The 23,470-nt window shown below is 61.1% G+C and carries 22 protein-coding genes; 16 read left to right on the top strand and 6 right to left on the bottom strand.

Annotation, left to right across the window (positions count from 1 at the left end):
- On the top strand, window positions 1-1,077 hold a 1,077-nt coding region (locus DFR29_RS29530), incomplete at its 5' end, for a hypothetical protein (RefSeq protein WP_166654406.1).
- Between the two features lie 212 nt (window positions 1,078-1,289).
- Window positions 1,290-1,883, top strand: coding sequence for a hypothetical protein (locus tag DFR29_RS28075; protein WP_133821959.1), 594 nt, complete (start codon window positions 1,290-1,292; stop codon window positions 1,881-1,883).
- Window positions 1,884-2,725: 842 nt separating this feature from the next.
- Here the strand turns inward: DFR29_RS28075 and DFR29_RS28070 are convergent.
- Both DFR29_RS28070 and DFR29_RS28065 read right to left on the bottom strand, forming a co-directional pair.
- Entirely contained in the window at window positions 2,726-3,154 is a 429-nt protein-coding gene (locus tag DFR29_RS28070; RefSeq protein ID WP_133821958.1) for a hypothetical protein, read from the bottom strand.
- Between the two features lie 82 nt (window positions 3,155-3,236).
- Complete coding sequence (locus DFR29_RS28065; protein WP_133821957.1) at window positions 3,237-3,467, bottom strand: hypothetical protein; 231 nt, start codon at window positions 3,465-3,467, stop codon at window positions 3,237-3,239.
- Between the two features lie 142 nt (window positions 3,468-3,609).
- Here DFR29_RS28065 and DFR29_RS28060 point away from each other — a divergent pair, with 142 nt between their 5' ends.
- Entirely contained in the window at window positions 3,610-4,116 is a 507-nt protein-coding gene (locus DFR29_RS28060; RefSeq protein WP_341829870.1) for an MgtC/SapB family protein, read from the top strand.
- Between the two features lie 208 nt (window positions 4,117-4,324).
- On the opposite strand, the gene DFR29_RS28055 is transcribed toward DFR29_RS28060, so the two are convergent.
- Complete coding sequence (locus tag DFR29_RS28055) at window positions 4,325-4,714, bottom strand: hypothetical protein (protein ID WP_133821956.1); 390 nt, start codon at window positions 4,712-4,714, stop codon at window positions 4,325-4,327.
- 5 nt (window positions 4,715-4,719) lie between these two features.
- On the opposite strand from DFR29_RS28055, the gene DFR29_RS28050 reads away from it, so the two are divergent.
- The 7 genes from DFR29_RS28050 (at window position 4,720) to DFR29_RS28020 (ending at window position 13,595) form a co-directional block, all read left to right on the top strand.
- Entirely contained in the window at window positions 4,720-5,163 is a 444-nt protein-coding gene (locus DFR29_RS28050) for a hypothetical protein (protein WP_133821955.1), read from the top strand.
- A 511-nt stretch (window positions 5,164-5,674) separates the two neighbouring features.
- The gene (locus tag DFR29_RS28045; RefSeq protein ID WP_133821954.1) at window positions 5,675-6,793 is read left to right on the top strand and encodes an HNH endonuclease; all 1,119 of its coding nucleotides are present in this window, start codon (window positions 5,675-5,677) and stop codon (window positions 6,791-6,793) included.
- A 73-nt stretch (window positions 6,794-6,866) separates the two neighbouring features.
- Window positions 6,867-7,523, top strand: a complete 657-nt coding sequence (locus DFR29_RS28040) for a hypothetical protein (RefSeq protein ID WP_133821953.1) — start codon at window positions 6,867-6,869, stop codon at window positions 7,521-7,523.
- 61 nt (window positions 7,524-7,584) lie between these two features.
- Window positions 7,585-8,163 carry a hypothetical protein gene (locus tag DFR29_RS28035; RefSeq protein WP_133821952.1) on the top strand — a complete coding sequence of 193 codons (579 nt, stop codon included), beginning with the start codon at window positions 7,585-7,587 and terminating at the stop codon, window positions 8,161-8,163.
- Between the two features lie 147 nt (window positions 8,164-8,310).
- Window positions 8,311-12,075, top strand: coding sequence for an AAA family ATPase (locus DFR29_RS28030; protein WP_133821951.1), 3,765 nt, complete (start codon window positions 8,311-8,313; stop codon window positions 12,073-12,075).
- A 79-nt stretch (window positions 12,076-12,154) separates the two neighbouring features.
- Complete coding sequence (locus tag DFR29_RS28025) at window positions 12,155-12,844, top strand: AbiU2 domain-containing protein (protein WP_133821950.1); 690 nt, start codon at window positions 12,155-12,157, stop codon at window positions 12,842-12,844.
- Between the two features lie 304 nt (window positions 12,845-13,148).
- Window positions 13,149-13,595, top strand: a complete 447-nt coding sequence (locus tag DFR29_RS28020) for a hypothetical protein (RefSeq protein WP_133821949.1) — start codon at window positions 13,149-13,151, stop codon at window positions 13,593-13,595.
- Window positions 13,596-13,658: 63 nt separating this feature from the next.
- Here the strand turns inward: DFR29_RS28020 and DFR29_RS28015 are convergent, their stop codons facing one another.
- From DFR29_RS28015 to DFR29_RS28005, 3 genes are all read right to left on the bottom strand, one after another.
- On the bottom strand, window positions 13,659-15,230 hold the full coding sequence (locus tag DFR29_RS28015) for an LA2681 family HEPN domain-containing protein (protein ID WP_133821948.1): 1,572 nt from the start codon (window positions 15,228-15,230) through the stop codon (window positions 13,659-13,661).
- A 2-nt stretch (window positions 15,231-15,232) separates the two neighbouring features.
- The gene (locus DFR29_RS28010; protein ID WP_133821947.1) at window positions 15,233-15,529 is read right to left on the bottom strand and encodes a hypothetical protein; all 297 of its coding nucleotides are present in this window, start codon (window positions 15,527-15,529) and stop codon (window positions 15,233-15,235) included.
- A gap of 220 nt (window positions 15,530-15,749) precedes the next feature.
- The gene (locus tag DFR29_RS28005) at window positions 15,750-16,340 is read right to left on the bottom strand and encodes a hypothetical protein (RefSeq protein WP_133821946.1); all 591 of its coding nucleotides are present in this window, start codon (window positions 16,338-16,340) and stop codon (window positions 15,750-15,752) included.
- 549 nt (window positions 16,341-16,889) lie between these two features.
- Here DFR29_RS28005 and DFR29_RS28000 point away from each other — a divergent pair.
- From DFR29_RS28000 to DFR29_RS27980, 6 genes are all read left to right on the top strand, one after another.
- Window positions 16,890-18,101 carry an SAVED domain-containing protein gene (locus DFR29_RS28000; RefSeq protein ID WP_133821945.1) on the top strand — a complete coding sequence of 404 codons (1,212 nt, stop codon included), beginning with the start codon at window positions 16,890-16,892 and terminating at the stop codon, window positions 18,099-18,101.
- Window positions 18,098-19,378, top strand: a complete 1,281-nt coding sequence (locus DFR29_RS29525) for a nucleotidyltransferase domain-containing protein (RefSeq protein WP_166654405.1) — start codon at window positions 18,098-18,100, stop codon at window positions 19,376-19,378. The genes DFR29_RS28000 and DFR29_RS29525 overlap by 4 nt, the downstream gene beginning before the upstream one ends.
- The gene (locus tag DFR29_RS27995) at window positions 19,371-21,140 is read left to right on the top strand and encodes a ThiF family adenylyltransferase (protein ID WP_166654404.1); all 1,770 of its coding nucleotides are present in this window, start codon (window positions 19,371-19,373) and stop codon (window positions 21,138-21,140) included. The genes DFR29_RS29525 and DFR29_RS27995 overlap by 8 nt, the downstream gene beginning before the upstream one ends.
- Entirely contained in the window at window positions 21,137-21,670 is a 534-nt protein-coding gene (locus DFR29_RS27990; protein ID WP_133821943.1) for a Mov34/MPN/PAD-1 family protein, read from the top strand. The genes DFR29_RS27995 and DFR29_RS27990 overlap by 4 nt, the downstream gene beginning before the upstream one ends.
- Window positions 21,671-21,853: 183 nt before the next feature.
- Window positions 21,854-22,771 (top strand): hypothetical protein, encoded by a 918-nt coding sequence (locus tag DFR29_RS27985; RefSeq protein WP_133821942.1) that lies wholly within the window; start codon window positions 21,854-21,856, stop codon window positions 22,769-22,771.
- A 24-nt stretch (window positions 22,772-22,795) separates the two neighbouring features.
- Window positions 22,796-23,170, top strand: coding sequence for a DUF6573 family protein (locus DFR29_RS27980; RefSeq protein WP_133821941.1), 375 nt, complete (start codon window positions 22,796-22,798; stop codon window positions 23,168-23,170).
- Window positions 23,171-23,470: the final 300 nt, after the last annotated feature.

The following is a 23,470-nucleotide window of genomic DNA, read 5'->3' as shown; positions in this document are numbered from 1 at the left end:
CCGATCGTGCAGTGGGACCACGACCTTGCCGCGTTCATCCCCATGGGCCGCGGCACCGTGAGCGAGGACGGCACCCAGATCGTCACCGATCCCGGTTCCGGCATCACCAAGGCCGGCTGGGGCGGCGCACCCGCGATTCCGCCGCCGGAAACCTGCGGCACCAACCCGCCGCCTATGGTCTGCCGTGGCGGGGATTGCTCGCCCTGCCCGGATTGTTACGTGCAACAGGGCCAGTGCCGCGTGTGCATGCCTAGCCTCGCGCAGGAAGGCCCCAAGTGTGACAACGATTGGTGCAAGCGCTGCCGCTTCGGCGTGTGTAAGGATCGCTACTCGCGCAAGGCGCTGAAACCCACCGTCAAGCGTGTTACTCAATTGCCGACAGTGGACATCCCCTGGCCCGCGTCTTGCGATACATCCGGTGACACTCGCGGATGTGCCATGCTCTTCCGCAGATCCAATCACAACAACAATATCCCCGTGGGCGGCGGTGTGAAGATCGAGATTGAGGTTGAGCCGTACTGCGCTGGCAATGACCAATGGGGTTTTAATGTCACGGCGATCAATCATCGCGGTATGGTATCGGGCGACAACCGGGGGATGGCGGAGCGCAAGCTGACACAGCAGGTGATCGATAGCTTCAGCAAGTGCAGTGATCTTTCCACCTTGCGCCGTTCGGTAGAGTCGTTGATAAGAAACGTAACTGATCCCGCTCTGATTCCCCTGCAATTTTCCTACGGAGCACGAGAGGAGATAATGGCGCACGAAAACTTGCATATCGCGCGGATGTTCAAGCTGATTGGGCGTAATCCGCGTTCTGTCGGTCTCTTTGTTGACGGCTTCCGTGATTTCAAATTGCCGATGAGCCAATATCCGACCCCAGAGGCAGCCTTGTCCTCGCCGGCGCTTCGCACCAAACGCGACGAACTCTACATCACGTACGAAGACGAAGTTGTCAAAGCCGCCGCGCTGATTGAGAAAAACCATCCAAACCCGAACGAGTACACGACTTTGGCACTGGCTGCGGCAAAGCCGTGGTTCGACAAGATCGATCAGAAAATAGCCGCATGTACTCCATAGGTTTCAGATCAAGAATTATGCAGCGCTGTTGCCACGCTGTTCTGCCCGATCTTCGATGTCATCGCAAACTCGCTATTCGACCGCTGGCATCTTGCCTGACAATCGGAGGTGCGGGAAAAATCGGTTTTGGACGTGTTCAGCGGCTCGTCCACTGCACATTGCGATAAAAGCCCCTCTCTGATTCACTGTCCGTCGTCGGCTTGGAGTCTCTTGTGATGCATATGCGTACACTTTGCTCTGCATTGTTGGTGCTGGTGTGGCTAGAAGCATCGGCCGCAAGTACGGAAACTTGTACGGCGGAACTCAAAGGCGAGATTCGCTTTGAGCTCGTACATGAAAAAGTGGGAGAACGTTACAGTCGAGTCAGCGAGATGCGCATGACCTTCCTGTCGTCGGTGCCACGAACGTTAAGACATTCGATCGACGGCACGAAGACAAATTGGTACGTTCGCGCGCTTGATCCTGGCGATGAGCCAGTTACCGATGACAACCGGGAAGTGCCACAGCTGTCGATAACCCGCTTCAATCCGAAGCAGAAACCTCCTCATATTGAGCCGGCCATGCCTGCCAAACATGGCCGCGTAGTCCGCAAGGGCGAGATCCTGACGGAAACGCTGCGCTGGGACGATTTTCTGATCCGTACGCCGGATGGCAAGGTTTGGAACGGCTGGAAAGCCGACACTCGTTATCTTGTGGCATTTCGGCCCACATTTGGTCTCGACGAACTTCAGGGTTCACATTCCCTCATAAGCGATCTGGTCAGAAAGAATTGCCTTCTTGGTAACGTATTGGTCACGACGGACTAAGCCTGTATCAATTGAAGGAATGTCGATGCTTCGTTCTTGTGTCCGAAGCAGCGTAGTCAAAGGAGCAGGTCGCGACCTCGCGCGACCGCAGCGGCGCACCATCACGATGACCGCGAGCTTCTTGGTTGTCCGGTCGCGCGCAAACCGCTACTCGTAAGAGCGAAAATTATGAATGTGTGGGCGGTTGTGCTGCTGATCGCATCCGCAACGGAACCCGGGCCGGGTGCCAAGTGTCCACGCGCGATTCGTGAAGCGCTGGTCAGTCGCGGTCCTTGCGTATCGAATGCGCGCCATTCGTGCCTCACGGCCGAGATGGCAACGGAAGTGGCGATGCGATTCGCCGCTCCGCGAGAAATAGGCGATGATGCTCGAATCAGGCGAGTCGAGTACTCGTGTTTGGCGGATGGTTGCTTCTGGCGATTGAACTACGAGCCGACGAATCCGCGGCCGGTCGTTGGTAGCAGTTTTTTCGATCGTTGTGAATGACACGACCTGTGCGGCAAGGCTGATACCGGGTATGTAGGACATGCGGTCCGGGAGACAGCTTTTCACGTCGAAGCGGTTACGGAACGAGGGTTCGCGCTGATGTATAAGCGCAGCGCCCTTCGCGCAAGTGCGCCCTCATAACAGGCTGCCGGTGTGACTTCGGATTCGGTTGTCCATGGCGGAGAAAAGCGCTCCGACGTTTGGCGCCCGACCTGCTCATCCCCGGCAAGCTTTTAGGAAGCGCTGTGGCTCGTTGTCGGGGGTGGCGTCCAATACCCTGTTGGGGTGGCCCCCGATGTCGTTCGCAGAGCGTGAACAAGTCTCCTCGGGCCTCCTTGGCCACCAATGCGCACAATCTAATCTTTCCCGCGTTTAGCGTTGTACGCGTCGATTTTTCTATCCACAACCTCGTCGAGGCCGCCGACAGCTTCAGAAGCGATCCTCAGGCGCGTTCTCATTGAGAGGGTCGTGAGGTCAAGATGGCCGATCACCGGGCTGCCGCCGTCGCGCAGATCGCGAAGGCGGAAGATCGGTGCGGTGTAGGGCAAGATGACGATTTCCGGTTCGGCCAAGCTGAACTTGGTCGGATGGTCGAGATTGGTTCCTTCAAACTCGGGGTCGCTGCTCTGGACGTGCAGCTCATGCTTTTTACCGAGCCGTCTCCGCCCGTTTTCTCCGTAAATGCTGGTGCCGCCGGAAACAACGACAAAGTAGTGCCCGCCCTTCTTCTCGTTCTCCACTATGAGAGTTTGAAGTATCAAGACAGGATGCAGTTTCTTCTTCAATCCCGGGTAGGGAAACTCGCACCACGCAACATCACCTTTTTGCAACGGCCTGCCGGGTTCCAACGCCGGTGTCCCCTCCACATCAGAGGCCGAGACTTTTCATCAGCGGCGTTCCCGCCAGCTTGAGCTTCTCCGGGTGAGCTCGTCGCACCTCAGCCTCAACCAGCAGAATCTGCTGGGGGGTTAACCAGGTGTCCGCAACCGGCATGACCGAGCGCAGCGCTTTTTTTGGCGCCGCGACCGATACAGCCGATCGATGGGGAACCATCGTCCGAAGTGCTGTCGTTGACTTCTTTCCGGGCTTCCTGATCATTGGGGTAGCGTGCCTGAACCGAATCGATTTCAGCTTACGACCGTCCGACGATGCTCGCAAGCTCATGCGAAAGGCTAGTTCAGACCGCTTCGGACCCGCCTGACCCACGCTTTTCCGCGGCGGTGCGGCTCGAAGCGTCCTCGTGCTTCCAGGAAACTCAGAACGACGCGGAAACAGGGAGCATTCCGTTGCCGTTTCTGACCCGCCCAGCACGAGCGCGTGCTCCATCTGCTGTAGGCGTGATTCCGAGACGTGGCGGCCGGCAAATGTGAAGTTCCGCGGTAATTTCTTCGTAAGCGCGAAAGGCACAAGGTGTCCGATCTCTCTGGGCTCGGCGTTGTTCGTGGTCGCCTGCGAAGGAAGCGGCATGTCGTCGGACGGCATCTCCCGCGTTGTCCAAGGCTTGACGACCGGCATCGGGTTCATCGGCGGCGATGCCATCCTCAAACTCGCGTCCGAACGGGAAATCCACGGACTGACGACAGCGGCCGGAATCTGGATGACCGCGGCCATCGGTGTGGCCGTCGGTCTGGGTGCCCTGGGGCTCGCGTTGCTGGCAACGGTCATCACGACCTTGACGCTCGGCGCCAGCCGTCTTTCGGCGGCGTACGCGGAGCGCCGCTCGAACACGCCTGGGTCGAACCTATAAAGCGCCGAGCGCATGCCGGGCCAGGAAGGGCAGCCCGTGCACCCGGCCAACAGCAAGCGCCAAACGCGCCGTCGAAGCCGCACTCCAAGTGCAGCTATGCCGGTGATGTTTCCGTACCGCGTTGGATCGACGGCGGGGACATTCTCGATCAGCGCGCGCTACCGCCAGTGGCTATTTCGAAGCGCTCGCGACGAAGAACCGCCGTCCATTACTCACCTTGGTCCGAGCTACCTTTTTCTGCGTCGCCGCTGCGCTTAGCCGCCGCGAGCGCCGGTGCGTTCCACACTTCGATCCGACGCGACCGAAACGGTTGAACCAGCAGCGCGTTGCGCGCGGCGGTTTCGTCGCTGCGTTCCGGGTAGCGGACGATCACCCCGTCTGGATGCGCCTTCGCCCACGTGCTGATGCCGTACTCCTCGATCGTTTCCACCGGTCGGGCGAGGCGCGCGAGAAAATGGGACTGGGCCTCGTAGCGGCCCACGTTCGCGATGGCTTGGCCGTTGGCTTCGGCGCGCGCCAGCACGGCCGCCACCGGCCGCAGGTCGAAGTGGTGGAACAGGGCGGACGCGAACAGCGTGCGCGCCGCGGTCGTCGCCACGAGTGATGTACGGCTTCCAATCGTTGTTCGACCGTCCGGCCGCCGGCAGGGTCGGGCGCGGCGACTGCTTCGTAGGCATCGCTAAGGTCGCTCTCGGCCTGCCCCTCGTTCGCCCGGGCCAACGACTGCGCACCGTACCGCCGATCGATGATGCTGTCAGCATCGGGCTTTTGTGGAAAACCCACCCGCACCGCGTCGTCCAGGCGTTTCGTGGCCGCGTCGTCGAACGCCTGAATTGCTTCCGCGATCTTCTTGGCGGCATCGTTGGTGCAGCGTTGCAGCGATTCGACGATGACCACTACCGTAACCACCGTCAGGTTTGTACCGCACAGGGTCCAGTTGAGCAGCGGAAAGTTGCTCGCGGCCCGTGGAGTGATCGCGGCGACGGTACGGCAGCGGGACAACCTTCCAGCTCGGTTCATATGTTTCTCCGTGGCGCCGTCCACTGAGCGTGTCTTGCTTAGTTGGGGGCAAAAATCGTCGATCGCTGCGGTGTGCGGGGTCGATGTCGACGCCACCCAAGCTGCGAGATGGCCTACCGACGTCCCGTTGCGGCTGATGCGCGTTGCGAAACGCGCCGGACGCACCCGGTGGTCGTCGCGTGAAGGTCGGCACAATCCGAACGATGCCGCTGCCCGGTGGCCAGAACTCTGCTTCGAAGTGAGCCGACGTTCGCCGCTTCAGCTGCTAAGTTCCGGCCATCGATTCGCGAGCGGATGGATAAAAGGAGCTTTGTAAAAAGAATTCGTTTTTGTAAAGATCGGTGCTGCCATTGTGCGTGCGGGGTGCTTACTCCGCTTTCACTTGCTGGTTAAATCTACTCAGCTTGGGACCAAGGAGGCGACGCCGTAGCGGCGTTGGTGCCCGCTGCACGGCGGCGAACAGGCAGCCTACCGCGTCCGTCAAGGGGCTGCGTTGGCCACGGCTCATCGTTGCTGTGTATCGATCGAAGGAACCGCCATGACCCGACTGATCATGAAGCCCGTTCATTGGAACCCCGAGGGATACCGTGGACCGGCGGGGCATCGAGCGTCGGACGGTTACCCCGCGAAGTGGGGGTTCGGTCATGAGGAATGGAACAACGCTGACGGCATGGAGTTCGTGCGGGACGGGGTGCAGTACCGGGCTTTCCACACGGAGCCAGCCGGTAGGAGCGCTGACGACGAAGAAGGCAACGCCGTCGTGTTCATGTATGCCTCGCATGGCCGTGAGCAAAAATTGGTCGGCGTTGCAGCGCGCGCTACCGACCTGACCGACCGCGATGCGGAGAGGGCAAGGGTCCGGCGCAAGCTCCCGATCAAGAGCCATTTCAACGACGTTCTTCGCCTGCTCCAGGCCGGGCGTTTGCCGGTCCGCAACGAGGCCAGGCTCACCAAGCGCTGGAAGGGCGATGAACCCTACCTGCCGCGGTGGATCTGCCCCAGCGATTGCTTCCTGTGGTTGGACAATCCTGTTGTGCTGAATCCGATGGAGATCCGCAAGACCGGCAAGTTCTTCACCATGTTCTCGGGGTATACCGCGCTCAAGTACAACGAGGCGTACCTGATCATGGACGCCATTCCAAAGAAGTTGCGGAAGCCGGCGTGGTACCGGATTCGCGAAGCGATCGGCGGTTCGCTCGCGGGGCTTCTCGCGGATCTTGATGCGATCAAGAAAGACCGAACGGTGGACAAAACCACGCGCAAGCAGCTCATCGATGCGCGCTGTGGGCAAGGTCGGTTTCGGCGGGACGTGATGAAGCGCTGGGGAGCAGCGTGCGCCGTGACCGGATGCACGGTGGTCGATGCCCTTCGGGCTTCCCACATCCTCAGCTGGAGGGATTCCTCGAACAGGCAGCGGTTGGATCCCAACAACGGTCTTCTGTTGGTCGCGTCCATCGATGCGCTGTTCGACAAAGCGCTCATCTCCTTCGGCAACGACGGCACCATGCTCGTCGCACCGTCGCTTTCGCGTTCGGATCGAAAAATTTTGGCCATACCGCGCTCATTGAGGAAGCCCATTGCCCGACAACAGCGGACATACTTGGCGTCCCACCGGAACCGGTTCGCGCACAAGTCAGAGCCGGAGCCCAAACCGTGAATGCACAAGGACGGCACGCGTCCAGCTGCTCACGCGGCACGATCGCCCAGCAGGGCGCAACGTTGGAAAAGTGATGCCCAAAAAGAAACGCGCTGCGGCACGCGCACCCACCGAGGCTGGAACGGGTACTTGGCTGAAGGATCATGCGGGCTGGATTCTCACGGGGGTTGGCCTGCTGCTGGGAGCTGTGATCGCGTTTCCCGCGTGGCGTGACACCGTGTTGGGACAGCGCGTGAGGCTTCACTGCGCCATTACCGTCGAGGTAGCAACGACGCAGGCGGGAGAGCTCCCGAGGACGATGCTGCGCGCCGTCGTTGTGAACACCGGTCGTCAGTCCGTAGTTCTCAAGAACGTGGCCCGGTTTCTTGTTGTCGATCCGAACGCTCCGGATTCTGATGCGTTGACGTACATCGGCGCGTTCGGCACCGGTGCCATCAACGGTCCGCCGGTCGTTCTTCAACCCGGAGCCGTTCAGGAAGCGACGGCCGCAGCCGGTGCCGCGAGCGCGGTGGTCGGACCCACCAAGCACTACGGCGTGGTGTTTGAGGACCAGGACGGGGAGTGGTTGCACCTCCCGTCCTTGCCCGGCGCAATCGGTGTTGCCGGAGCTGAGGCACTGCTGAGCCCCAAGGCCTGGGAAACCCGTCGCCTCAACTTGGCCTCCGGCGAGCTGGTGGTAGCTCCGCGCAAAGGCACGGCCGTGATGCCGTTGCCGCCGAAAGGTATTTAAGGTGCTGAGTGCCGGCGTGTCTTCAGGCGGTCGGCGTCGTTGTTCGGAACACGGAGGGCGCATGAGTTCCATCAAGACACAAGTTGCTTTGTTGGAACTCCGTTCGGTGTTCAACGTCTTGGCTGCGGACGTTGAAGAAGCGCTGGCGTATGGCCGCAGTACACCGACGGATTTTGCCAAGCGCAGTCTGTTTCGAACGTATTTCGTGCAGATCGAAGGCTTTACCACGCAGTTCCGCAGAGCGGCGGAGGCCATCGCCAGCGAGCGAACAACGCTCCTCACCGCCGAGGACCGTGTTCTTCTGCCGGACCAGAAGGCGTACTTGAACGACAGGGGTGTGGCAAGGAAGCTGGAGTCGTTCCAGCCCACGTTGCCGGCGATTCTTTTTTCCATGCGCTGTTTCGGCAAAGCGCACGGGCTCGTCTTTGAGCCGGAGCTGGGCGGGGTTGGCTACGCGTCGTTCAAGAAGTTCGTCAAGCTTCGAAACAGCCTCACCCACCCCAAGTCGGCCAGCGATCTCGCTTTGTCGGACGAGCAGGCGGCGTTCGCGTTGGAGGCCGCCACGTGGTGGAAGAAAACCGTTCTGGATCTGATGGAACGGTGCAGGGTTCCTCAGCAAGAGTGGCTCGATTCGTCGTGAGGTATTCGGATCCCATGATTTCCATCGCTGCACGCTTTTAAAACGAACCGTCGGGGGCGGTGCATTTGTACGCTCCACCCGCCGCCACTGGTGCGCTGCGATCAAGGCAGTCATGATGTCCACAAAGTAGCCTTTCAGGGTTTGCTCATGAGCCAGCCGTTGCGTCACATCTCCATACGCGTGCCTTGGCACGACACCGGATGGGATGGTCGAGTGTGCGTCGCGCCACGATTGAACGGATCGTGCCTCAAGCTCAAGCGTATTGCCGAATCGCGCGACGACGCCGCAGAGGAATCTGTAGCGGGGCAGCGGTTCGATGAGTTGCCTCAAACGAAATGGCCAGCTTGCGTCCCTGAGCGTGCTGGCTTCATGGCTTCTTTCGAGGTCGTACGCGACGCCAACCACCCTTACAACCGAGGACCAGAATCCAGCCACGGCCATTTCAAGACAACGCAGCTTCGGCACCCAAAATACTCTGCGGCCGCGGTGCCGTTCGCGTGGATGCTGCGTGACGCTATGGAAACCCTTGGCGAGGAATACGCCTTGGACGTACAGGGGGAGCGCGAACCGGACCTTGGTTTCAAGACGCAATGGGTCCAGGATCATCTCAACCAATCTGCGTTGCTCGACTGCTTCGCTGCCCACCTCAAGCCGGAGCGATCCCTGTGCTTCTTTTACGCCAAGCAGGTGCCGTTTGTGGAGGACGCCCTCGGTGGTCGCGTTCTTGTAGGAGTTGGGCGCGTTATGCACGTCGGAGATGCGCAGGAATACATCTACACGACGGACAACCTCGAAGGAAAGCTGCGCTCCATGCTGTGGGAACGCATGATCCAGCACTCGATCCGTCCCGACTTTGAGGACGGGTTTCTCCTGCCTTATCACGCGGCCATCGCCAGAGCGGCCGCCGATCCTGGTTTTGATCCGACCGAAATCGCCGCGTTCGCACCGGCTGATCGAATCAGCGAGTTCTCGCACGCTTCCCAACTGGTCAGCCACGATGGTGCCATCGCATCCTTGCTCGCTTGCGCCAATTCACTGCGAAAAGCGACAACTGAGTTGCCCGGAACGTGGGGGCGATGTCTGCAGTGGATCGATGCTCGACTTGAGGAGTTGTGGAAGGCGCGCGGACCGTGTCCCGGACTTGGCGCCGCACTTGCGGCGTTCGGACTGGAGTCGAGCACCTTTGTCTCGCGCGTCCTGACACAAACGGTCGGAGACAACGCTGATCCTTGGCCGTTGGTCAACAGCATGTTTGAGGATCCTGCCAAGGTATTGCCGCCACCGTTGGCCACAGGAATAGGCAAGACGCTCTGCGCCAAATGGTCACGGCTGCCTGATGAACGTCGCGAACTCCTCAAGCTCGTCAGTCGCTTCGACATCACGCGCGATCAGGCGACGATGATCTACGTTCAGGAAGAACGCGAAAAAGCTGGCATCGACGCAACCGACCAGGCAATCCTTGCAAACCCGTACCTGCTATACGAGCTGACGCGTTTGACGGTCGATCCCGTCAGCATCTGGACGGCCGACCGCGGCGTTTTTCCAGACGATGTCGTTCGATTGCGGCATCCGCTACCGGAGTCGACGGCGTTGGATGCCGGTACGGACTCCAGGCGTGTGCGGGCTTTGACGATCAAGGTGCTCGAGGACGCTGCCAGCAAGGGATCCACGCTTCTGCCTCAATCGCGCGTGGTGCTCGGCATTCGTGGACTTACGCTCCGACCTTCGTGCGATGTAGATGCCGATCTGATGAACGTGGTCCGGGACGACTTTGCGGGTGCCGTTACAGACATCACGATGGGCGATGGCGCTCGCGCGTTGCAGCTGAGTCGGCTGGCGGAAATGGGAGCAGCCATTCGATCGTCGGTCGAGAAGCGGATCGGTGGAAAACGACTTGCCGTCGACGCAGATTGGCGAAGCTTCCTGGATGCCCACCTCGCCGCGCGGTCCATCGAACAGCTCGATGAACTCGAAGAGAAAGCTCGCGCGGAAAAAACGTCAGCACTCAAGGAGCTGGCCGAGGCACGACTGTCTGTTTTGATAGGGCCCGCGGGTACGGGCAAGACCACGCTGCTCTCGGTGCTGTGTTCGCACGCCGCCATCGAGGAAGGCGGCATCTTGCTCCTCGCACCAACGGGCAAAGCTCGCGTGCGGATGGAACAATCCGCCGGAGGCCTCAAGCTTAAGGGTTACACGATCGCGCAGTTTCTGACACCCCATCGTTACGACGGTTTGACCGGGCGTTATTGCCTTTCGGCGCAGGCCGCTGAGCCAGGCGCGCGTACCGTGATCATTGATGAGGCATCGATGCTTACGGAGGAGATGCTGGCAGCACTCATCCAGGCGCTCAAAGGTGTGCACCGGATCATTCTCATCGGCGATCCCCGTCAGCTTCCGCCGATCGGTGCAGGACGTCCTTTTGTCGATATAGCCAAACGGTTAGCTCCAGCAGGGGTTGCCGATCGGTTTCCGCGCGTCGGTGCCGGTTACGCGGAGCTGACAATACGCAGACGGCAAGCAGGTGAGGAGCGCGAAGACCTTCAACTGGCCGAGTGGTTTAGTGGTTCTCCCATACCGCCCGGAGAAGACGAGGTCTTTGATCAAGTGGTTCGTATCGGCGAGAGTCAACATGTGCGGTTCGTGCAATGGGATACCTCGGACGAGGTACGCGCAAAGATCATTGATGTGCTTGTCGAAGAGTTGAAGCTCCTGGATGGTGCGCGCGCGTTATCCGGCCCCGATGACATCGCTGGCTTCGATGCCACGCTTGGCGGCCAACCTTGGAACGATATGCGGTTCTTCAACCCCCGTCGCGGTAACGACATGGGCGCAGCGGAGATAGCAGAAAGCTGGCAGATTCTTTCACCAGTCCGGTCAGGAGCACACGGCGTCCCGGATCTGAACCGCCTCATCCATAAACAGTTCCGGCACCGCCAGATCGAGGCATCCGGCGGCGATGGTTGGAAACGGAAGTTCCCGCGGCCGATGGGGAGCGAGGCGATCGTATACGGCGATAAAGTCATCAATTTGGCCAACACGAACCCAGCATTAGCGTGGAACCGGCACCGTAAGGTGCATCCAGCGAAAGAGCATCCGTACATCGCCAACGGTGAACTCGGGATGGTGGTCGGGTATTTCTGGCGAAAGAACAGCCCAGATCTGCGTTGGAAACTGGAAGTAGAGTTCTCTTCGCAACCGGGGTTCAAGTATGACTTCACCAGCCGCGACTTCGGCGAGGAAGGCAACGCGGCTCTCGAACTAGCGTACGCGCTGACTGTGCACAAAGCTCAGGGCAGTGAGTTCGGTACCGTGATTCTCGTTCTGCCAAATCCTTGTCGGCTGCTTTCGAGGGAGTTGCTCTACACGGCGCTGACACGGCAAAAACACCGAGTAGTTGTTGTTCATCAAGGACCGAGAAGCGAGCTTCGCAAATACACGTCCGATGATCGTTCCGACACCGCGCAACGCTTGACCAACTTGTTCGCCGTGCCGTCGCCCGTCCAGATCGACGGTCGATTGTTCGAAGAGAGTCTCATTCATCGAACTGCTCGCGGTGAGATGGTGCGCTCGAAATCGGAAGTGATCATCGCGAACGCGCTGGCCGCGCGCGGGGTCGACTACTTTTACGAGCGTGCTTTGACGATCGATGGTGTCACGAAGTATCCGGACTTCACGATCGACGACATGGAATCGGGCACGACGATTTTCTGGGAACACTGCGGCATGCTGCATGTGCCGAGCTATCGGCGACGGTGGGAAGAAAAGATCGTCTGGTATGCGAAGCACGGCATCTTGAGCCACGAAAATGGTGGGGGCGCCAACGGGATCTTGCTGGTGAGCTGCGATAACCCCAACGGTGGCATCGACTCCGCAAAAATAGCTGGGCTCATTTCGGAGATCATGGGTTCATGAAACGCCACCGCGGCCAAGGTGCCAGGTCGCGGGGCGGTTGGCGCAAGGATCCACGTTGAGGTTCGGAGAGAGAGCCATCATGGAACGTGACAAAGCCCTGTCCATCGCAATGGTCGAGATGCCTCCTCAAGTTCATGAGGTCTACGAAGCCCTGCGCGATGAGCTGGAACGCACGCGTCTGAAGCTGAGCTACTACACGGAACTGTACAGCACGTCGTCACTTCGGCACGAAATGCTGGATGCGGCTGCAGCCGGATTTTTCCTGGTGATGCAAGAGGTGCTGTTCGACGAACTTCATCTGTCGGTTTCGAAACTCTCCGACAAGAAAAAGAGCACGCTGACGCTTCAGTCGTTGCTCAAGCGCATCAGGAAGTCGGGTGAGATGCAGCTGGCAAAGAATTTGGATGTAGAGATTGAGCGCATGACGAATGAGGAAGGCGCGGACCACGTCGAAACCTACCGCAACAAACGCCTTGCCCATTACGACCTGCAGAAAACACTGGACAAATCGGTTCTGCAGCACGCGCCGCGACTCGACCACATCAGGACGCGTTTTGATCATATCGAGAGATGTTTGGAGATGGTTTTTCGACACTACCGTCAGCAACCGCCTCCACCGGTTGATTGGCGCATCGGCGGAGGTGCAGATCAACTGGTCAAGCTGATGAAGATGGGTCTGCACTTCGAGGCGCTGATGCAAATTGAAGACGAAGTGGAGCGCGGCAGAGCCGTTCACGACCACCAGATAGTCAGGTGGTGGGAGGCGTAGTATCCCGTCGTCGGCGCGGCTCAAAGGACATCCATGCGAACGAGTCTGTCTACCGAACTTCTGAAGGTTGCTGACGAACGGGAGCTCAGCTGTGAGCTGCGGCGTATGGACTTCGTCATGCCCGATCGGAACAAGCGGACCAAGGATCAGGTGGAAGTGCACGGCATCGTCCAGCTGCTGGCGACCTTGTCCGACGACTACTGGCATTTTCCGATCAGGCTCGTCCACCGCGACCGCCCCGATTTCTTGATTGAAACCCACACGAGGCGGATAGGCGTCGAGCACGTTGAGGTGGTGTCACCGCTTGAGGCAAAAATGGACGGATTGCGGGCCGAAGGGCATGGTGCGGAGGTTCACTTCATACGCCGCGCAGCAATCGGGGCCGATTCCAAGCAAGTCCAAACTCATCGAACAACTGGCGCAGGAGGAAAAGGGAGAAGATGCGGTGACCGATGGGTGGTGTGGCGGTGCCGCGGCAGACGACTGGGCTCAGGCGATGGCCGTCGCTTTGGGCGCCAAAGCCACCAAAGCCCGCAGCCCCGACTTCGAACGGTACGACGAAACGTGGTTGGTCATGTACGACAACTGGCGGGTTCCCGGACTGAATCCGCGCAAAGCTGCGGCCCGGTTCCAGCAGGCCCCCGGTGTCGATCGTGACCTCAATCGGTTCGAACGCGTCTTTGTGATGGACGATCGGCGCCTCTGGGAGTTCTGCCGCGGCCCGAGCTTCCACGCTCTGCGAAGCCCCTAGCTTCTTTTGCACGACTACATCTTGGTGATGGTTGATCGGCCTGGAGAGGCTGAACGATCAAGGTCACCACCGCCGCTTCCACTCGTCGTTCATCGCTGTCAACGGCATGGGGGCCACGACGCGGTCCGCGCCTGCATTCTCTCGGCGCCGACCTTCTTCGCGGTGCATGCCGAGCGAAAGGTAGATCAACGCCGAGCGCACGAGTTTGAGAAGGCGCAACGTCCTGCGCTCCAGGTCGTCCCGCGAAACCGAGTGCGCGAAGTTGTCGAAAAAAGGGCTGGCTGAAGTCCCGGCAACGGGTGGTGTTCGCATCATCATGACGTGAACTTTTACGTACTTGTGTTCCAAGTGGTTGCGCAGTTCGTGAAGTTCCCGCGCTTCGGGCTCGGTCATGTCTTTGTAGTCTTTCTCGAACAAATCCTTGCTCAACCAATAAAGGCCCCGAAACGGCCAGTTCTCTGAGGCCAGAAACGCGGCCCGAACGGGCCCGTTGTCTTTTTCGCGCCAGATTCCTCGGAAGCTGATTTTCTTCTCGGGGATGCCAAGCTTCAGGTAGTGGTTCAAGAAATAGGCGATTTTGTCGAGCAGGGAGTAACTCATGCGGAAGGCAATCTTTGTCTTTTCGACGGCCAAGCCCAACGCCGTGTAGTCAACGGTGTTGTAGAGGAGAACGTCGCGATCGGACAGATGCGTGGCCTTCGGTCGGGTGCCGTCAAAAAAGAGCCATCGCGCGGATACGAACTCCTGTTTTAGTTGGTTGAAGAACCCAACAAGCACGGGTGGTTCGTCAAGAGGAACGACAAAGCTGGGTAGCGTAAGAACATCCCTGGCCGCGATCGGATACGCCCCAAGGTCGTTGAGTGGGTTCAAAAACAGGGTCTGCTGCAAGCACCACAGACGATAAGCCCGCCCAACGCTGTTTCCCCGGAGTGCGGGCTCGTCGGGGCGGTAGCTCGCCGCTACGGCTTCCACGTTGCAGTCGTTTTCGACGTTGGATGCCACCCCAGCAAAGTAGGGTCGAAGCCGTTGGTCACCGAACTCAGGGTGTTCGTCGAGGTCACGGAGGGCTTCCATGAGGTCGGCGTGCGCTGAATGCGCGAAGATGGCGAAATGACCAGGATCGTAGAGCGAATGAGCGTAGCTCATCAGCCCTCTACCTCGATTCCCACGCGCCATCCAGAACTCTGGCTCTTCCTCGAGTGCTTCCGACCACAACTCCCGCGCCTCAATGAAGCGTCCCGCGGTGTCGAGTTGGTTCGCCAGGTTTGTGAGAATCTGGCACCGCACAACCGCACTCTGTTCGTCGAACGCCGGCCCGTTGCGCGCTCGACGGAGGAAGAAGATTTGCTTTTGAAGCTCTTCCTGATCCCAGGCCCAGGCTGCCTCGCGGTCGGTTTGTCGCGCCTTCTGCCGGTTCGCCCAGGCGTTGGCCTGGTAGTAGTCCAGCTGGAGACGCTGCTCGTCGGAGCTCAGCCGTGCTTCAACCTGCACGCACCATGTCAACGCCCTATCGTTGAGGGAAAGGTCTCCGTGGTCGCGTGCGTGATCGATCGCGGACGCGATCGCCTCCAGCCCCTCGTCGGGCGATAACGCGTCGATCGTTTGCATCGCCAGAATCTCGTCGATGTCGGTCATGGTTACGGCGCCCAGCGCCACATCGCCGCGGTCGTCGTGCTGCCTTCGCCGTCGTTGACGGTTTGATCGGGCGGCACCCGGACGATGCCGAACTCGTGCGCGTGCTTCATAAGGCGTTTGCCGAACTGCGCGTTTGGCGACGCACCGCCCGGTGTACCGACGTCCCGGTGGTAGAAATCGAGGACGGCCCGGATCACGTCGACGGTACTGAAAAGGGGCTTGGCATCGCGCAGCCGCGTAAGCGCGGTACGTATTTGTTCGTCCGTGACGCCTTGAATGGGGTTGCTGGAATCGTTCATCGATCACCTCCGCTGGTCTCATGCGATGTTGATACGGATCGCGAGTCTGTCGTTGCTCGCGGCTACTGAAAAACAGCGGACTGCACACGAGTTGCCTGCCTCGGCACCGCTTGTTCACACACCGCGGCTCCAAATCGAGCAGCCGATACTGGGATCAGGCGCGAGCGTGGCGCCACATCGGCTCTCGAGCGCCCGCGCCCGATCTACAGGCGGACGCCGATCACAACGACGGGCATTGAAATCCGTTCGCAAAAACGCAGTCTGAAACGATCTCCAGACGCATCGGCAATGCAGCCGCCCCGGACACGCCGGTGGTGGCTGTGACGTTCGGAAGCGGCACCACCGCTGCCCCGACGAGAGGAAAGGCGGATCGGTCCACGCACCTCGAGCCTGCGTACCGCGACGACCGCAAGGTCCGTACGGGCGACGCCGGATTCTTCGGGATGTAGACGCGCGCCGTCCCCCACAGGCTGGGGTCGGCCCCCATCACGACTCCGCCAGCGACGGCCGACGCATTAGGTCCAATCGGCAGGTAGCCTTGCCCCGTACAATCGGTCGATTCGAAATACGGCTGGTTGGAAAAAATCCGATTTCCGACAGGATCTTGGACGTTCGCAGCCAGGTCGCCCGTGCTCGAATCGAAGTTGACGATGAAACCCTTGGGGGACACAACGGTGACTTGGGTGGGGTCGGTCGCCGTGCGCAGGGGAATCCCGAGCGTCGCGCCGTTCGCGTCCACGATCGCAGGCGTGGCGGCGAACGCCGTGGATGTTGCGGTGAATAGGGCGGCGAGGATGATCCGGACGTTCATCAGTGACCTCTGCTTGGGGCGAGCCCGCGTTGGGCCCATCGTTCGACGGGTGTTGAAGGCACTGGGCGGTAGCTTTCGGTCGGCGGCGCTCGGTCGCTGCGGTCTGTGTGCGCCCGCCGTGCATCCCTTTCAGCACAGAATGCCTCCGATTTCGGCGTTGCGGGCGGTAAGAGCCTCGCGATCGTTCGCTCATCGTGGATGTGGTTCAGGGCGTACCCCAGCTCGAACAAGGGGCCGAGCACCTTCGCGAGTACCAAGCCTCTGGTTGTGAGCGGCCACTCTTGGCGGTACGGCCGACCGGTCGAGCGCCAACCTGCGACGTGGGAAATTTCCTAGGCAACGTCGTGGACTTTTCTGAAGCCCAGCATCTGCGTCCCTGCTTAGCATGCGCAGTCGGGCGCGCGCGCGCCCTGGGCTCGGTCGGACCGGATGCGTGAAAAAAGCCGGCGATGCCCCCTTGAAAGTGTGACGTGAGTCACAAGTTTTCGGTGTAGCTGTTGCGCTTGCTTCTCGGCTTGGCGAGGCGGCAACCACGCAAGGGAGCACAGAATGGGGGCAGTTAGAGCAACGGAAGGGACGTCGGCCGCGCGCAACGCCGGGCGAAAAAAGACGCCGGAGCCGGTCATCCGCGAGGTTTGGGCGCGCTCCGGTGGCATATGTGCTTTTCCCGGGTGCACGCACATCCTCTACGTCGATCCCGCGACCCGCAGCAAGAAGTCGTTCGGCGAGGTCGCTCACAACGTGGCAGCGCAGCCTGGGGGCGAGCGGGGCGATCCCGCGCGTTCCAAGGCGCTTTCCGAGGATCCTGACAACCTCATTCTGCTCTGCCCGACCCACCACACGTTGATCGACAAGCCGGGCGCTGCTGCCGACTACCCCGATTCTCTGTTGGCGGCGTGGAAGAGAACGCACGAACGCGCGATCGTCGCAGCGGGTACGTTGACGGGGGGAACCCTGGCGCACGCGGTGTTGTTTCAAGGCGTGATCGGCGGGCAGCCCGCCGGCATCGATCCGAGAACCGTTCCGCTGGCCATGTTCCAGCATGGGTTGGTGCTCGACAAAGATCCGGTGCGGCTCACCTTGGATCCTTCCATCCATCCCGCGAAGTCCGCCGCGTACTGGAGCCATTCCATCGCTCAGGTCCGAGCGGAGATCACCACCCTGCAACGAACATGGGGCAGCCACCGGCACTCGATCGCTCTGTTCGCACTGGCCGACATGCCGACGCTGATGGCACTCGGTGTGGCTATCGGCCACGCGGTGGCGCTCACGGTTTTCCAGTTCGATCCGGTCCCTACCAACGGTGGGGATTGGCGGTTCCCCGACGTGGATGCTCCAGCGCCGGACTACGACGTGCTTTGGCCGGACGAGCTGAGCGGCCACGTCGCCGTGGTGATCTCCCTGTCGGGGAAGATCGAGAGGGCAAGAGTCACCAACGCGCTGCCTCCCGGACCCTGGAGCATCGTCGAGATCACGATTCCGGAACCGACCACCAATCTGGTCCGCTCGCCCAAAGCGATCGACGAGTTTGGGCGTAAATGGCGCGACGTTGTCGCACGGCTTGAGACGGTACTGCCCAAAACTACCCCGATACACGTGTTCCCAGCGATGCCGGCGTCGCTGGCCGTGACCCTCGGTCGGCACATCAAGCCCAAGGTCAGCTTTCCGTTCCGGATTTACGACGCGCAAAACCGGGATGCGCCGTTCGCTGCGGCGGTAACGCTTCCCTTCATCGATCACGAAACGGAGGTCACTGCATGAACACCACGACCGGGCCTGCATACGGGCTGTTCCGAGGCACCCGCGCTCGATCCTGGGAGCAGTTGTTCCTGAGGATCATGCGGTCCATCTCCCTGCCCGAATCCTCCTACGAGAAGCTGGAAGGGCACTACGCGGCCATCGCCGAGTTGTTGACGGATCCGACGGACCCCGAACTGAAGGATCTCTACATCTTTCCACAAGGGTCGGTGCAAACCCGCACGCTCGTGCGACCGCTTCCCGGTGCGGAAGCCGATGTCGATGCGGTGGCTTTCAAATCCGACGGCACGAGCCTCACGCCGCGCGAGCTCCTGGACCGGCTCCTCGCCGAGTTGGAGGCCCGTGCGCGAACGCAAGGCGACGTGACCCGCAAGCGCCGCTGCGTGACGGTGTCCTACGCCGATAAAGACCTGCCGGCGCATGTGGACGTCACACCGGCGGTGCCCTCGGCCGGCAACACCAGCAAGGACGGAACCGGTCCGCTGGTGGTACCGGATTACCCCTCCAACGAAATGAAGCCGACGAACCCGAAGGACTTCGCGCAGTGGGTCATGTCGGTCAGCAAGGTGCCGTTTCCGCTGGAGGCTGAAACCACCCGAATGGCCGAGGCGGCCGCCAAGGCCGAGGTGGAACCGATGCCCGACCACAAGGAAATTGTGGCCATGGATCCGCTGCGGCTTGCGATCAAACTGTGCAAGCGGCATCGCGACCTTTACGCGCGTCGCTCCAACTGCGCGGACCACCAGCCGATCTCGGTCTTGATCACGACGCTGGTGGGCAAGGCCTATTTGACGGTGGCCGCCGCGGCCCGGGCCAACCAACGGTCGTTCACGATGCTCGAAGCCATCCAGGCCATCGTCGATCGGATGCCGCACGAGTTCGACGAAGCCCCGCCCATGGCGCGGGAATGGCGGTTGGAAAACCCCCGTCGCTCGGACGAAAACTTTGCGGAAAAGTGGAACGTGGACCCGAAGTATGCGGCGGTGTTTGACGCCTGGCACGCCAACCTAAAGTGGACGTTGGCGCTGGGTTTGGAACAGTTCGCCGATCGTGGAGCGTTCGAACAGGAGGTTGGGGTGGCGTTGGGCATCGACTCGCGTCTTGCCACCCATGCGTACCTCACGGCGGCCGCGAAGGCGGGCGACGCCATGCCGGGACTCAGCGACGTGCTGGCCAAGAGGCTTCACGACGGTGAGCGCGCCGTCAGTACCTTGCTCGGTCTGGCCGCGTCAGCCCCCACCCGCGCGCAAGAGCCCACGGAAACCGATCGGCTTGGCTGATGGGAGATCCGGCCCGGTTCTCTCTTCGGCTCAGGCGGCCGCCTACGAAGTGCTGTGCAAGCGCTTCGCGGGCCTCCCCGTCGAGCCGTTGAATCGGGCGCAGGTTTCGGAAATCACGTCGTCGGAGGGAGCGGTCGGGTGGCGCGTGGGTTTGGCGGAAGACCATTCGGGCCAACGCCGTGAACTCTGCTTCGTGCTGCCGGCCTCGTTCCCCGTTGCCCGGCCCCTCGTTGCTGTCAGGCCGAGCGCTTACCACGTATGGCCGCACTGCGGACCCGACGGCGATCTGTGCCTGTGGCGGTCCGGAGAGGCGCCGCAGGGCGACGATCCCGCCGGCCACATGCAGCAGGTGTTGGAACAAGTCGGCCGCATCCTCGGACTTCTCTTTCCGCAACCGAACGCCACCGCGGTTCGAGAACATTTCGAGCGGGAGTGGCAGCACTACTGGCAGCCCCCGGTGGAAAAAGTGCGCCTGGCGCGGTGCCACGGCTATCTGCTGTCCGATGCTCCAGGCACCGTGGAAACGCAGGCGTTCTGTTCCGAGAGAGGTTCGAGCCAGTTTGTGCTCATCGGAGGCAGCGACGATGCGCGAAGCCGGTGGGACCGCGCTCTTGGCGTTGCCGAGCGGTCGATCCATTCGGCGCACGCTCTGGTGGTGCAACTCGCTCAGGCGCCGATCGGTGCGCCCGCGAACATCACGGAGCTGCGCGAGCTGTTGGCGCAAGAAAACCCGAACGCCGCACGCTTGCTGGAGCGGAGGCTCGCGGGCGGCGGTTCGCCCGTTTTCGTCTGCTTTCGCGTTGGGGACGAGCGGACCACCTACGCCGGCTTGAGGCTCATTGCCTTACGGGACTTGAAGCCGCTGAACTACGTACACGGGGCCAAGGCCCAGCACGCACAGCGGGAGCAACGCCGCATCGTCGGCTGGCGTGTCGATACCGTGTCGGTCGAGCGGGCCGACGCGGCCTGGGTTCACGGTCGAGGATTTGACGAGGAGGCAGCCGTGCTGCGGAGCAAGCATGTGGTAGTCGTGGGTGCTGGCTCGCTCGGCGGCTTGGTGGCTCAAGCGCTCGCCCACGCCGGAGTGGGGCAGCTGACGATCGTCGACCCTGAAGATCTCGTTCCTGCGAATCTGGGGCGGCACGTGCTTTCCGCCCGCCACCTGCAACGCCCCAAAGCAACCGCGCTTGCCGAAGACATCGGCGCCCAGTTGCCGCACGCGCGCGTGAACGGTGCGCGCAAGCGCTATCAATCGTTCGATCTACTTCAGTCGGAGGCAACGCCGGACCTGGTTGTCTCGACGACCGCCGATTGGCCCACCGACAAGCACCTGATGGACCAACACGCCGCCGGTAGCTTGCCTGCCATCCAGCTGGCTTGGGCGGAACCCCATGCGGTGGCTGGACATTCCCTGCTTGCCGCCGATAAGTCCGATCGTCCCATTTGGTTGTTCGACGACGCCGGCGGCTTCACACGAGCGGCGACCCGATGGACCCGGGCAAAGTTCGTTCTGCCGGGGTGCGCTGGTTACCACCAGCCCAGCACCTTCAACCGGCTGCAAAAGATCTCAGCGATGGCGGTCGAGCAGGCCGTTCAATACCTGACGGGGTTACGAGCACAGTCCGAACATGTGACATGGTTCGGCGATGAGCTAGTGCTGACCCGTCTGGGCGGTTCGTGGACAGACCCGAGCCCTCGGGCAGGAAAGCCGCGGGAGTGCGTTGAGGTCTGCACCCTTCCGACCGAGATCGTGCCCGCATGAACGGTCTGCGCTTCGAGGGCCTCGGCGGAGCCGTGACGGTGGTGCTCGCGGGTGAACCGCTGCAGATGATGGCGTCGCACCGTCAGCTGTGGCCTTGGAGTGTTGAAAGCGGTGGCCTGCTGTTCGCACCCAGCGTGGGATCCAGCGACGGCGTCGTGCCGGTATCGGTGGCAACGCCACCTCACCCCACCGATCGAGCCGCGCGCTCGTGGCTGAAACTCGATCACGACCGTTGCCAGCGGGAAATCCACGAGCAGTTCGCCCTCGGGCTGCATTTCGTGGGCTACTGGCACACGCATCCGGAGCTTCGTCCGAGCCTTTCGTCGCAAGACCGCGCAGCTCTGAGACCTTTGCACGACGACCCAGGGATCGATCTGAGTCGGCTTGTCATGGTGGTGATCGGAGGGAGCCGCCAGCGTTTGGGTGTGCAGGTCTCGATCCTGGATCGGCCCACGCGTACGGTGCACGAGCTGACGGCAGTTGGTGAGCACTTGGCAGCCGGAACCGCCTCGTTTCTCAGCTCAAGCTAGGCGAAAAACCGCTTCAACGGCGTTGCGGGTTCAGTCTGATCGCCGCGACGTGGCCGGGCATCGTGGAGTTGGCTTGGCGACGACCTTCAGGTAGGGCAACTGTTCGTAAGTTTTCAGTGGAGGTGCTATGACCCTTGACGAGTTCCAAGCCGCTGTTCATCGCGGTACGCAGTTGACGCACAGATGGTCGCGATCAGCCGAAAGATTTGCCTGGGTGCCGCCACCGGTCGGCAGCCGACGAGCGCGCTCGTCGATTCCGTCTTGAAGTCCCACGGATTGTCGCGGCCCGATCGCGTTGTCATCGGTCCTTCAGGCCAACAAGCACTGATCGAGAGCATGATCGGCTACTACTCATGGAGCCGAGCCGCAGCCGAGGCCATTTGGGGACTAATCCACGCCAACGTCTTGTTGCCGGCAGAAAGCGTGCAGGCCGACCGTCACTTTTCGTTGAGCTACACATTCAACACCGGCAACAGCTCTCAGCACGGCGAATGGACTGACTTTGATCGTTACAACATTGCACTTCCTCGAACGGTAGAGCGCGCTCCCTCATTGACGGATAGCAGTAGGTTGGCCTTAGCCAACTCTGATCTTTACCTGGATCGTCTGGGCATTGACGGGATGGGAGACGAGGTCTCCGAAGCGTTGCGTGAAGCTGTGGCGTGTTTTCGCCATGAGCTTTTTGGTGCTGCGGCTGCGCTGCTAGGAAAAGCGTCGGAAGGAGCGTGGATTGAACTGGGTGCTGCCCTGATGGGCGCGGTGCCGCAAGATCAGGCGGGATCGGTAGCGACGCAGAGAAAAACGCTCGATGACGCTTATGCATCGATCCAAAGCAAGGTCGCGGCAACCTGCTTGCTTTACGAGCGCGACTTGTTCGCCGACGTGGTAAAACACAGTGGCGTCAAGGCAAAGATGCTACGGGAAGCTCAGCAATGGACCGAAGTTGTGCGTGATTCTCGAAACGCTATCCACTTCGGGGTGGCTGCTGCGTTCGAGAACAACTACGAAAAAATCTCGGTACTGCTTCTGGCCGCAGCTCAGCCGCTCCGTTACCTTTATGCCATTAGATCGGCTGCAATCGCTGTTGCCGCTGAGCGATAGCTTGGGCTCTGTTCTCGCCCCAGTTTGGCTGGTTTTTCCTACACCCGTGCTGACGCGCTCCGAGACGGCGTGCTGATCGACGTCACCGAACGCGCCTGGGAAGCCAGTTTCCGAATCCCCGTTGCGGTCACCGCCGCGGCGTGGGCCGACGTCGTCGAATGGCCGGAGACCGAACCGGCGATCCAGGATGAGAGCGGGCGGTTGTGCGACATCCTGTTTATGGCGTCGGTGGTCGCTCGGGCCGCCGCGCGGCTCGGTAAGCGGGGTCGAATCACCTTCGAACTCTGCGTGGTCCCGCGAGGAGGCGAGGTGCCGGAGCGGACCCAAGTGGACCTGCACGTCGGGCCGGGGGATCGGGGCGAACCGGTGGCCACGATCATGGAGCCGGGCGAGGACTGAGCCTGGCCGCTTGAGCGGAGGGTAGACTCGGGAGTCACGCCCACGTCCGGTGCGTCGAATGGACACCACCGCGCCTAGGTATCCCTCGGCGTGTCCTTTTCGAGCTGTTACGCACCATTTCGTTGGCGGATCTGACGCTGCCGTGTAGCCCATCCGTCCATCAGAGCCGAGCATTCGCGGCTATTGGAATCCGTTGGCGAAAATACCGTTGTTCACAATGCGAACGTCGTCGAGGTTGAGGGTGGAGGAGGCGGAAGCAGCGGCGTTGTTCCACTCGAATCGCAGGGTGCGGGGAAAGCC

The organism is Tahibacter aquaticus, from assembly GCF_004363655.1.
Classification (GTDB): domain Bacteria; phylum Pseudomonadota; class Gammaproteobacteria; order Xanthomonadales; family Rhodanobacteraceae; genus Tahibacter; species Tahibacter aquaticus.
The sequence above is the reverse complement of the archived record's forward strand: the minus strand, read 5'-3'. Positions and strand labels throughout refer to the sequence as shown.